Genomic DNA, 11,841 nt, shown 5'->3' with positions numbered 1-11,841 from the left:
TTTGTTCTTCAAGCTCTTCAATTGCAACCAGCTTATTTTTTCTGTATCGATCGATGAATAAGTTTTTAATGGAGATATAAAATAGAGATTTACTCTTAGCTTCAGCTCCTTTTATATAAAGCTTTAGCCACACATCTTGAACTAGATCCTCGGCCTCATGTTCGTTGTGCGTCAAAGACAGCGCATATCTAAAACCTGACTGTAGTAAATCTCTATCCGTCATACTTGTATTAAAGTAACCTCTAAATCGTCTACGTGATACTTTCTTTTGTCTCCATTACATTAATAAGGAATCCGTAAATTTGTTTTCAATATATATAACGAAGTAGGTTTGTTTTTGATCGCAAGTTTTTTATTCTATGAATTGTTTGTTGTGTATTAGATTAATATCAATATACTAAATCTTTATAAATTATATTTGAGGAGCAAGGCAGATGAAAAAATTATTATTACTATCGATTTTAGTTATGCCATTTCTAACTTTAAGCTCACAAGCAGATGAAACATACAGTAATCCAGAAGCCAGAGTTGTTGAGAAATACAAGACTGTGCAGACCTGGGATGGTAAACCTTTTGTATATCCAGATGGTACACCAGAGGTAACTGTTGTAGATTTAGAAATAGATGATGGCTTTAACACCGGTTATCACTGCCACCCCGTTGTTAGTATTGTCCATGTTCTAAAAGGCGAGCTTCAAATCCAGCTTTATAATGGACCTAAAAAAGTTTTTAAAGCAGGAGAGATGTTTACCGAAGTTGTCGACACCTGGCACAGCGGAGAGGCAATTAACGGCGATGTTGAAGCACTCATATATTACATTGGAAACAAAGAAGACCCTCTAACAATTCTTCCAAAAACTGACGATCTGACTCAAAAATGTGCTGAATAAAATCAAGCAAAATACAATAGGGAGCGCCATGCTCCCTATCGTACTGATTAGTATTAATTTCTGTCTAGAAGTAGAAATATAAATGGATCCCCTTCGAAATCCTGAGAATCCACGGCAACTGCAGTTCTGATTTGACCATCAAAAAATTCAATAGGCCCAGTATCTATAGCAATAATTTTTGTTCCTGTTGGAGTAACTATTACCTGATAAGATCCTTCAGGGACCTCTAGATAACCTGAAGCCGCACCAAAGGGCACATCGCTAAGTGTAGGGTCAACGTCGTTGATATCCACTCCTGGTGGAACTACATATATATCAACATTGCCAACTCCTGGTGCTCCATGAACTGCTCTTAATTTTACAAACCCATTTGCAGGAAGAGAGTTATCATCATCAAGAACAATTGGGAAAATAGAATCGTCTTCAAGTAAACCGGTAACTATAATCGTCGTCTCAGAATTCCTTGGGAAATCAAGGTCCGCATCAATCACAGTTATATTAGTCCCAGCTGCATTAACCTTAATGTTATTAATGCCCGATGGAATCAATGCATAGCCATCACCATTGGTTGGGAAAACTTCAAGGTAGTCTAAATCAGATACCACTTCTACATCATCAACAAAACCATCAACTGCTGGAGCGTCAGGTGAGTCATGAAGTATTCGAAGCAGAGCTAAGCTCGCCTCATTATCGTCATCACAACTTGTAGCTCCCAATACAAAAACAAACCCTAAAACCAACAAAAATAAAATGCTAATGCTTCTCATTACAGCCCTCCTAGATATATTTATTTACATAAATATCTATACCTAGCCACCAGATATTGAGTTTAATGAGGGCGGGTTTTTCGTCAAGGATGAGTGTAGAGTAATTAACATAAATTATATCAAAAGAGTGTTATTCTAAAAGCTCATTGTATAAGTAATGTTCATTATGGTCGCCCTATAAATGGACATTTATGTAAGTAGGTATTGCTCTTAAACTGATCCACTACAAACTCTGCGACTTCTTGACGCGAGACTCTTCTTAGAACTGTGTCTGGAAGAATTTCAGTAACCACTTGAAGTGCATTTTTTTGTTCTCGATTGGTGAAAACCGCAGGTCTTACTATGATCCAATCTAAACTTGATTTTTTGATCAGCGACTCTTGTAAATCTTTGTCTTTATAGATCCTTTTTGTAATTAGTGGATAGCCAATCCAGTCATAGATAAATCCGCCGTGACCTTTAGTTTCACCTGCACCCACTCCTGTTATCGTAATTAATCGAGCTATGTTATGTTCAGTCATGAGCGCGATAAGAGTTTTAGTTACTTGTGAGAATAGAGTACTCGGGCCCAGGATATCTGCCCCTAATGCAAACACGACTACATCCGCTCCTGCTACGAATTCGCTTAGTCTTTCTGAGTCAGTTGGATGAAACTCATAGACCCTCACTTGATCAGAAAACTGAGTAAGATTATCAGCATCACGCGTTTGGCATGATACCTCATAACCCATAGCTAATGATTTACTTACTATGTACCTACCAATACCACCACTTGCACCTAAAATACAAACTCTCATGCTCTTACCCCCCTGTTATATAATAATCCGAATAACAAGGTGTTTATTCCAATTTAAATTAAATTTCTATCAAGAGAGCGGTACTGTATAGCTTCTGAAATATGATGAGAGAGCACCGTATCTGATTCATCCAGATCAGCTATGGTGCGAGAGACTTTTAAAATTCTGTCATATGCCCTGGCGCTAAGGCCAAGCTTATCAATTGCAGTTTCTAAAAGCTTAATGCCCTGTGGGTCAGGCTGAGATTGTTTTCTGACCATTGCCGGAGTCATTTGAGAATTTGAGTATATGCCTTTTCCTAAAAAGCGCTCTTTCTGTATTTCCCTAGCTCGGTTCACACGCTCTTGTATAAGGGCGGAGGTCTCACCGCCTGAGTCATCTGAGAGCTCCTTATATTTTACTGAGGGCACTTCAACATGGATATCAATTCGATCCAGAAGCGGTCCAGAGACCTTCGCTCTATATCTGTGTATTTGTATAGGAGTGCAAGAGCATTCTTTTTTCGGATCTCCAAGGTACCCGCATGGGCACGGGTTCATAGCAGCCATCAGCATAAAACCTGAGGGATATGTAATAGAGGTTATAGCTCTTGATATAGTAACCATTGCGTCTTCAAGCGGCTGGCGCAAAACTTCCAGTACATTCTTTTTGAATTCAGGAAGCTCATCTAGAAATAATATACCGTTATGTGCAAGGCTCACTTCGCCCGGTTTCGGAATAGCACCTCCTCCAATTAAGCCTGCGTCACTAACAGTGTGATGAGGGGCTCTGAAGGGCCTTGTGGCAAAAAGAGAGGAGTGATCTTTTAGAAGCCCGGAGACTGAATAAATCTTTGTGGTCTCTAAAGCTTCCTCAAAACTCATATCAGGAAGAATTGTAGGCAGGCGCCGCGCCAGCATTGTTTTACCTGTTCCAGGAGATCCTATCATAAGTAGGTTGTGGCCTCCGCTTGCAGCAACTTCAAGAGCTCTTTTTACATGCTCTTGGCCCTTTACCTCGTGAAAATCAATCTGATATTCCTTAGCCTGTTTGAATATTGATTGTACATTTACTTTAGTTGGTTCAATTTCCCTTTTTCCTGCGAAAAACTCAACTAGTTCTTGGAGGGAATCCGGCGCTAAGACATCGATGCCATCGACGACAGCAGCTTCTTTTGCATTCTCTTTAGGCAGTATTATGCCTTTAAGTTTTGAGTCCCTAGCACAAATAGAACAAGGCAGGGCGCCTTTTATGGATTTAATCTTACCGTCTAGTGAAAGCTCTCCTAATATGATGTACTCAGATAGCTTCTCGTGATCAATAAGCCCTGTTGCTGCAAGTATTCCAAGTGATATGGGCAAATCATAAGAGGATCCTTCTTTTCGTATGTCAGCAGGGGCAAGATTTACGGTGATTCTTCTTTGAGGGAACTCATATCCGCAGTTTTTAATAGCTGCTCTGACTCTTTCTTTGCTCTCTTTTACAGCACCATCGGGCAGCCCAACGGTTGTGAACTGCGGGAACCCGAGTGCAATATCAACCTCTACCTCAACTAGATATGCATCAACTCCCAAAACTGCGCTGCTAAAAACTTTGGCTATCATTATGGCTTACTATTATAACCCTTAATTATTTTTATATAAGGTTATTAAGTAAATATATGTTACAGCTTCATAAAGAGAGCATATCTTAATTATGATTAGCGAATTTAATTCTCATAGTATTCAATAAGTTCTCTCAGAACATTTAAAGCGGTTTTCAGCTCAGCAACTTTAAATCTCTGTCCTGACATGTTGGCCCAAGGTGCTTGGATAGTGTCTAATTTTGAAAATATCTTTTGTCCTTTCTTCGTCAGTTTTAAAAGACGTGCCCGTTTATGTGCAGGATTGTTTTGATAAATAAATATTCCTTGATCTATAAGTCTATTTGCTATTCGCTGAACGCTTTGTCTTGATTGTCCCATTGTCCTCGCAATTTGTGAAACGGTCAAAGGTTTTTCTGCCAAAGCTACTGCTCCAAGAACTTTCCATCTGGCACTTGTAAGCCCTAATTCAGCTGTAAGCTGGTCTCCTTCCGATACCAAAAGTCCGCTGAGTTTAAAGACATCGAGAATAAGATCTGTTACCAAGTCGCCTCTTTGCGTACGCATGCTTGCCCCCTAATTTTGACAACATGTTGTCATTATGTATATTTAGAATTGACAACATCATGTCATATATTACATAAACTAAACTAAAAACGATAGGAGGATTTAGCCATGAGTAATGTAATTCTTATTAATCCATTTGAAGTTCCTAAAGGGAAGGAAGAGGAGTGTCTACAAATGTGGGAGAGAGGGGCTGAGTATTTAAAGAAACAGCCGGGGTATATAAATACAAAGCTTCATCAATCCATGCTTCCGGACTCAAAGTTTCATTTCGTAAATGTCGCAGAGTGGGAAACTCCAGAGGCATTCTTCAAAGCTGTACAAAGTGAGGAGTTTCTTAAAATAGTTGAAGGAAGTATGGATGCATATCCTCATTACCCCTGTCTATACACAATAATAAGAAATTAGTAAGCAGAGGGCTTTGTTTGAGAAAAATAAAGAGAAGTAAATCTTGTTGATGTAACAACAAATTTTTGTATATAGGAGAATATATTATGAAGAAAGTCCTTCTAGCATGCTTAATTTTAATATTTTGCGTATCTGCAAATGCTCAAGAGAACCAAGAAACTTTTGCAGTTGTCTGGCAATGGACTACGGGTGATCGAGATAAGGTAAATACTAATTTAGCAACCCAAGCTACCCATTTATTGGATTTATGGAGAGAGGGCATTGTAGAGAATGTATACCTTAACACCGAAGCCAAATTTACTGACGATGAACCAATGCCGAATGTAGTGTTTTTTATTAAAGCTAAGAATAAAAAGGATGCAAAAAAGACTTTGAATAAAATGGTTTTTGTAAAAGAATCTATCGCGCAATATGAGTTGTATCCTGTTGGCAGCCTATGGCTCATAAAGCATGAAGATTTCCAAAAATTACATATGGATGATCAGTAACATAAGGATGTTTAGATTAGAAAATTGAGATGTATGTGATCGCAGATCGTATTTACATTTATATCTTCTTCAAAAGTGGGATACAAAAAAAGGGAGCCGAAGCTCCCTTTTGTGTTTTCTAAAATATTTTCTATCTTATGGTAGGGCTGGTAGATGTATTCCCATGTTGAAAGAAGCTGAAACAGATAAGCTATCTGGATCCGTACCAAGATTATCTGTATAAGTCCAGTTCTGACTTCCGCATGAATAACAGCTAAACAGCTTTGTGCATTTGCTCAGTGTCATCCTTTCAACAGAAACTGCCCATCTAGACTCTAGTGTTATTGTACTGTCTGCAAAAGATGGAGATATTCTGTATATGTAAGTCTGACTTGGCTGATAATTGGATCTGGCCAGAGCTGCAGGCTCAGATAGATGATCCCAAGTACAAAGACCGCCAGCATCTCTGTGGTCAGGTCTTAAAGCTGTATAGGTCCATGTTGCATCATTTCCTGTGTTACTTGAAAGAGCGTTGTTCAATATACCTACATCCGCTTTTTGTGTTGTAATGGAATTTGACCAATCAGCACTTGCTCCTACGGAAGGTCCATCTGTGCTTATGTCACCACTAATCCCAAAGCTTGTTGAATGTGTTTCACTAGATGTTTCTTGTGAAACTGAAGCCGGGTCATTGTCAAGCAAGAATGCCTGGTTAGATGAGAGATATGAGCCACCGGATTTTAGTCTGTTAGTATTTGTAAACTGTCTTAAGTACCAGCCTTTATCCCTACTTCCGGTTCTTCTATATAGACCAGCGGAAGATAGGTTGAAGTCCTGAGCGATCATTAAGTATGAGAATGTTCCACTTGGACCACTTGCAGTGATAGACCATACATATGTAGACATCTGATATGTACCTGTGTATGAGCTGTTATTATGATCATCAGTTCCGTTAGGTGGTCTCACATAGTGTGTGTGGGTATGAATATAAGAAGCTGCTATCTCTGCAAGAGTACCAGTCGGCTGGGAAGTGTTGGAAGTAGCAAAAAGTGGATCTGTGGTTGTTACTGACCTTGTAGCAGTCATGTTTAAATCGTCAAAGTCATCTAAACCAACAACCATTCCCTGTCCTTCTAATACATCTCTTCTTACATCATAAGTGTCTATAATCTCTTTGATTGCTGATGAATGAACCTGGAAGGTATCATAGTTTGGAAAATCTGGGTCATCTGGTGTTACTGCAGCTTCGTCGTCGTCATCACCATTTCCAGGAGCTGGCTCAGGGTTAGCGTCATCCTCATCGATCATCAGTCCACCATCACTAAATGTGATGTCATTATACCAAATATGATCACCGTGAAGTTCAACTACAAACACGTCAGTGCTTATGTCTTCTGGAACATTTAAATCGGTTAGCTCATCAAAAATAAGCGGGTGGTCTAAAATGTCAGCCATCAGCTTTACAACACAAGGCTCGCTTGCCTCGTATCCAAAAATAATAAATCCTGAATCAAAAGCTTGCTTGAGCGCTGCCTCTTCATCTGCTGTAAGAGTATCAATGTCAAGACAGTCAACAATCATATTGTTTAGCGTCATACCGTCATAGTCGGTTAGATCTAACGCAAAATCAAGCTCATTTGCCACTTGACCAGCATGACCGCCAACTAATAAGGCATCAGCACCAGCTGGGTCAACTGTGTTGCCCCCGCCGTTGTTGTCGCTGCATCCTCCGGCAGTAAATAATGAAATTACTAATACAGCACAAAAAATCCCAAGACTTTTTTGCAAAGACCTTGAAATACTCATCGGTACTTTCCTCCTGTTATTGGCTAGTGATAAGAAGTTAGGTTTTATGAAACCAAGTTGCGGTAAATAATATAAAACGTCCCTCCTTTACCAGACCGCCATTATTTTTAACCCCATCCAGTTCCGCCAAGATTAGTATGGGTATATATATATTTTACCATAGATATATGGGCAATATCATAATTTTATAAAAAAGTGCCATATAAACAATTGGCTTCTTCTATATAAATTTTTGGATTTTTTCAGCAGGTCTGGAAAGAATTACTTCATTGTCTTTAACCACTATAGGTCTTTGAATAAGATTGGGATGCTCGATCATTAGATTTATAATCTCAGAGTCTGTAAGTTCTTTTTTAGATAGACCAAGCTCTTTATATATGGCCTCATTTTTTCTAAGAAGGTTTTTTGGAGGAATTCCTAGGCTTTTTATTAAGCTCGTAAGAGTCTTTTTATTAAATGGCTGTTCGAAATAGTTAACACTATCAAAATCGGTCCCTGACTCTCTTAGAATCTTAAGAACTTTTCTACATGTAGTACAAGTTGGTTTTTGGTAAATAGTGATTTTCTGTTTTCCCATAATCGAGCATTATACCTAAAAAATGATTCACAGTTGAAATTTCTCTAATCATTAATAATGTTGACATGTAATAGTAAATATCCTAAACTTATTCCTAGTCCAAGCAGGACTAAATATTATAAATTTTGGTAAATTTATAGAATTCATATATGAAAGAACCTGACCCTCATTTGTGTGATTTAAACCTTAATCTCATACAATTCCAAGATTTATTACATCTTCATAATATTACAGTTCTCAATTCTAAAATGAGCAGTTGCGGATTATAATACTATGATAGATGAGCTAAGTGCTCTTAATACTATTGAAGAGCGGTTTAATAAGGCATCAAGAGATGTCAAACTTGGAATTGGCGATGACGCGGCGGCCGTAAAATTTGATAAGGACATGCTTGTTCTTACTACGACCGATGCTCAAGTTGAAGACGTCCACTTTATAAAATCTCTAATAAATCCCTCAGAGCTTGCACGAAAAGCGGTCGCAGTTTCAGTAAGCGACATAGCAGCCATGGGGGGTATACCTAAATTTATTCTTGCATCCGTTGGTTTCTCACCTGATGAAAATGAGCAGTACCTAGATCAATTGATTTCAGGTTTTAAAAATGCGGAAGATGAATTTGGCGTAAGACTTATTGGAGGGAATTTGTCTTCTTCAGAAAAATTATTTCTAGACATTACAGTGCTCGGACAGGTTGAACCTGAATCCATGGTTAGAAGAAGCGGAGCAAGACCAGGAGATCTTATCTATGTGAGCGGTAATTTGGGTGATTCTGCACTTGGACTTAAGGTGCTTTCAGATGATCAAGCACCTAAGCAAACGCAGAAACTAATAGACAGGCATCTTCACCCCAATCCTAGACTCTCACTTGGAAGAGAACTTGTAGAAAATGTGATACCAGCTTCCATGATTGATGTTAGTGACGGGCTGCTTTTAGATTTAGAGCGTATTACATTAATACAAGAACTAGGCGCAAGGATTGATATTGAAAAAATACCTAGGTCTCAAGAGTATATAGAAAATGTGGATAAGTATTGTGACGATAAATATGAAATGGCTCTGAGTGGAGGAGAAGATTACGAACTCCTTTTCACTTGTGATGAATCCAGAAGAATGGATATTCAAAACATATCTGAAAATCTAAACATTCAAATTACCGAAATTGGAACTGTAACAGAGTCCACTTCAATTGACTTGATCAGTTCCAGCGGGGAATACAAGACTTTAAATAAGAGAGGATTTGTTCACTTTAACAGTTAAATGGACGATATATCCATAAGCTATAATTTGTTTTTAATAATATTGCTTCTTTTCCTATCAGGATTCTTCTGTATAGCTGAGGGTGCTTTATTCTCATTAGGAAGACATCAACTCGATAGACTAAGAAAAGAAGGCACCAAAAGCTCTAAGCTTATTGATAAACTTCTTTTAGATCCCTACAAGCTTATTATCACAATTCTGTTTGCCGATGAGGTAGTCAATATAGCCTATACAAGTGTTATAGGTCTAACAGTGAATGCTATCCTAATAAATTATTCTGAGCAGACCATAATGCTTGCATCTGTAGCAGTTGCCTCGCCAACACTTCTTTTGCTCGGCGAGATCGGACCTAAAACCCTGGGGGTAAAATACCCTAGAATTATTGCAACTGCAGTTTCATACCCTCTTCACCTATTCCATGTACTGATAACACCGATAAGATGGGTTCTTATGGTTGCATCGATTGGTTTTACAAGAGTGCTTGGCGGCAAAATAGAACCTGAGCAAAAAGAAAAATTCTCCCCAGAGGAAGTAAAGACACTTGTTGGCATAGGAAGTGAAGAAGGCGTTATTACCGACATTGAACGCAAACTCGTTGGAAGCTTATTTAAACTCGAAGACGTCCCAGCGCACAAAATAATGACCCCTTCAATTGACTGTTTCTTGCTGCCTGCAGATCTGTCCAGAACAGACGCACTATATGAAATTAAGAAGAGAGGGTTTTCTAGAACCCCAGTTTATAAAGATAGCAAGGACAATATAGTTGGTGTTCTTTACGCCAAAGACCTTCTTTCTTTTGAGTTGTCAGAAGAGAAAACTATAAAAAAATTACTTAAACCGCCTTATTTCATACCCCGCACAAAAGTGGCGTTTGATCTTCTAAAAGAGTTTCAGCAGCAGCGGATTCATATTGCAATCGTGGTAGACGAGTACGGAAGATTTGACGGCATTGTAACTATGGAAGATCTGTTGGAGGAGCTATTTGGGGAAATAGAAGATGAGAGAAGGATTATTAAAACTGCCGAGGTTAGGTGGAACGGGGAGTCGCTTATAATACCCGGTAGTATGAAGATTGATGAGTTTAACGATACATACTTATTTACTGTTCTAAGATACGGCGGGATTGAAAACTTGGGGGATGAGCTTGAAGATTCTATTCTCCCATCAGAGGAAGACCATGAGACAGTTGCCGGGTTTGTATTTGATCTGTTCGGCCGCTTCCCGGAGCAGGGAGACACTATTTCCTATGGAAACTTGGCGTTTACAGTTTACAAAGTTTCTGGAAAGCGGATAACAGAAATAAGAGTAGAAAGAGACAATAAAGAGGAAGCTAATGTCGCTTGAGATAGTTATAGCTATAATATTATGTTCACTTGCACTTCAGGCATTTTTTTCAGGCTCTGAGATTGCCCTTATTTCCTGTGATAAGGTTAAAATGCGCTCGCTCGCCGAAAATGGTTCTAAAAGTGCAGCACTTGTGCTAAGCGCCTATGATCAGATAGAGCGTTTCTTAAGCACGACACTGGTCGGGATAAACCTATCACTAATTACAAGTACAATTGTGCTTACGTTCTATATTCACGAGAAATATGGACAAGGCGGAGAGCTGTATACAGTATTAATCTTGTCTCCAATAATTATCATTTTTGGACAGATAGTGCCAAAGGCTGTATTCCAGAAAAGAAGAAATACTATAGTTCTTTATGCTATATATCCACTTTGGATAGCATCGAAGATTTTTTTCCCGATATTAATATTTGTAAATATTTTTACTAAAAAGCTGCTAACTCTAATCGGGAAAACAGAAACTTCATTTATTACCAGAGAAGAGCTCATAGACGTTATCGAAGGGGACGGCAGCGCTCCTACAGTGGATTATAAAGAGAGAATTATAAAGCGCATATTTAGGTTCTCCGAGACCACTGTGGATGAAATCATGATCCCTCTTATTCAGGTAAGAGCGCTTAGTGAGGATTCTAAGGTAGGCGATGCCATAAGACTCATTAAAGAGACCGGACACTCAAGAATCCCAATATACTCCGAGCGAGTTGATAACATTACGGGAATGCTTCATTCATTTTATCTGTTAGGCGCTGACCCCAACGATACTCTTAAGACCCATGCTCAGCCGCCTTTTTATGTCCCCGAGTCAAAACCGGTTGACGAGTTATTGGATGAGATGAAAGAAGGTAAGGCCGGTATGGCTGTGGTAGTGGATGAGTACGGCGGCGCGGTGGGCGCAATAACACTTGAAGATATTTTAGAAGAAGTTGTTGGTGAGATTGAGGATGAGTATGACAGGGGAATAAAGCTCTGGAGAAAAACAGGGGATGAGGATTATCTTATCAATCCGAAAATAGAGATAGAAGCACTTAATGATGATCTTGGATTAGGAATTCCGGATAGCGATGATTATGAAACACTCGGCGGGTTTTTACTTGCGGAAGTAGGCTCTATACCAAAGACAGGCGATAAAGTTAAACACTCCAACTACACCTTTACTGTTACAAAGGCAACCTCTAGAGCGATTGAAGAAGTAAAACTTAAGGTTAAAAAATCCACTTAGGTTATATCTATAAATCTTTAACTAACTTGGATAGATGCTCTTCTTTGGCCCTCATTTCTTGAGTCTCTTTTTTCTTTTTATGATCATGTCCAAGTAGATGTAATATGCCGTGGATAATGAGTTTTTTTAACTCCTCATGAAATGTCACTCCGTAGGAGCTAGCATGTCTTTTAGCTGTATC

13 protein-coding genes are annotated in these 11,841 nt (G+C 38.8%); 6 read left to right on the top strand and 7 right to left on the bottom strand.

Going from position 1 to position 11,841, the window contains the following annotated elements; all coding sequences use genetic code 11:
• The coding region (locus AAF462_04970; protein MEM7008469.1) for a sigma factor at positions 1-223 on the bottom strand (223 nt) is incomplete at its 3' end.
• A gap of 211 nt (positions 224-434) precedes the next feature.
• On the opposite strand from AAF462_04970, the gene AAF462_04965 reads away from it, so the two are divergent.
• Entirely contained in the window at positions 435-890 is a 456-nt protein-coding gene (locus tag AAF462_04965) for a cupin domain-containing protein (GenBank protein ID MEM7008468.1), read from the top strand.
• Between the two features lie 53 nt (positions 891-943).
• Here AAF462_04965 and AAF462_04960 read toward each other — a convergent pair whose 3' ends face one another.
• From AAF462_04960 to AAF462_04945, 4 genes are all read right to left on the bottom strand, one after another.
• Positions 944-1,657, bottom strand: a complete 714-nt coding sequence (locus AAF462_04960) for a DUF4397 domain-containing protein (GenBank protein MEM7008467.1) — start codon at positions 1,655-1,657, stop codon at positions 944-946.
• 164 nt (positions 1,658-1,821) lie between these two features.
• Positions 1,822-2,454 (bottom strand): NAD(P)H-binding protein, encoded by a 633-nt coding sequence (locus tag AAF462_04955; GenBank protein MEM7008466.1) that lies wholly within the window; start codon positions 2,452-2,454, stop codon positions 1,822-1,824.
• Between the two features lie 53 nt (positions 2,455-2,507).
• Positions 2,508-4,037 carry a YifB family Mg chelatase-like AAA ATPase gene (locus AAF462_04950; GenBank protein MEM7008465.1) on the bottom strand — a complete coding sequence of 510 codons (1,530 nt, stop codon included), beginning with the start codon at positions 4,035-4,037 and terminating at the stop codon, positions 2,508-2,510.
• 104 nt (positions 4,038-4,141) lie between these two features.
• Positions 4,142-4,582: a MarR family transcriptional regulator gene (locus AAF462_04945; GenBank protein MEM7008464.1), complete on the bottom strand. Its 441-nt coding sequence runs from the start codon at positions 4,580-4,582 to the stop codon at positions 4,142-4,144.
• 108 nt (positions 4,583-4,690) lie between these two features.
• Between AAF462_04945 and AAF462_04940 the strand changes: the two genes are divergently transcribed.
• Together AAF462_04940 and AAF462_04935 are read left to right on the top strand one after the other, a co-directional pair.
• On the top strand, positions 4,691-4,987 hold the full coding sequence (locus AAF462_04940) for an antibiotic biosynthesis monooxygenase family protein (protein MEM7008463.1): 297 nt from the start codon (positions 4,691-4,693) through the stop codon (positions 4,985-4,987).
• A gap of 86 nt (positions 4,988-5,073) precedes the next feature.
• The gene (locus AAF462_04935) at positions 5,074-5,475 is read left to right on the top strand and encodes a hypothetical protein (protein ID MEM7008462.1); all 402 of its coding nucleotides are present in this window, start codon (positions 5,074-5,076) and stop codon (positions 5,473-5,475) included.
• Between the two features lie 135 nt (positions 5,476-5,610).
• Here AAF462_04935 and AAF462_04930 read toward each other — a convergent pair whose 3' ends face one another.
• Positions 5,611-7,260 carry a hypothetical protein gene (locus tag AAF462_04930; protein MEM7008461.1) on the bottom strand — a complete coding sequence of 550 codons (1,650 nt, stop codon included), beginning with the start codon at positions 7,258-7,260 and terminating at the stop codon, positions 5,611-5,613.
• A 220-nt stretch (positions 7,261-7,480) separates the two neighbouring features.
• On the bottom strand, positions 7,481-7,837 hold the full coding sequence (gene arsC, locus AAF462_04925; protein ID MEM7008460.1) for an arsenate reductase (glutaredoxin): 357 nt from the start codon (positions 7,835-7,837) through the stop codon (positions 7,481-7,483).
• A 273-nt stretch (positions 7,838-8,110) separates the two neighbouring features.
• Here arsC and thiL point away from each other — a divergent pair, with 273 nt between their 5' ends.
• Genes thiL through AAF462_04910 form a run of 3 tightly spaced genes read left to right on the top strand, consistent with a single transcriptional unit; the run spans position 8,111 to position 11,660 of the window.
• Positions 8,111-9,094 (top strand): thiamine-phosphate kinase, encoded by a 984-nt coding sequence (gene thiL / locus AAF462_04920; GenBank protein ID MEM7008459.1) that lies wholly within the window; start codon positions 8,111-8,113, stop codon positions 9,092-9,094.
• Positions 9,095-10,438 (top strand): hemolysin family protein, encoded by a 1,344-nt coding sequence (locus AAF462_04915; protein ID MEM7008458.1) that lies wholly within the window; start codon positions 9,095-9,097, stop codon positions 10,436-10,438.
• The gene (locus tag AAF462_04910; GenBank protein MEM7008457.1) at positions 10,428-11,660 is read left to right on the top strand and encodes a hemolysin family protein; all 1,233 of its coding nucleotides are present in this window, start codon (positions 10,428-10,430) and stop codon (positions 11,658-11,660) included. Before AAF462_04915 ends, AAF462_04910 begins: the two co-directional genes overlap by 11 nt.
• Positions 11,661-11,841 lie beyond the last annotated feature (181 nt).

The sequence above is a fragment of the Thermodesulfobacteriota bacterium genome, from assembly GCA_039028315.1.
In the GTDB taxonomy this organism is placed as follows: Bacteria; Desulfobacterota_D; UBA1144; order Nemesobacterales; family UBA2774; genus CR02bin9.
This window is presented reverse-complemented; position numbering and strand designations above follow the sequence as displayed.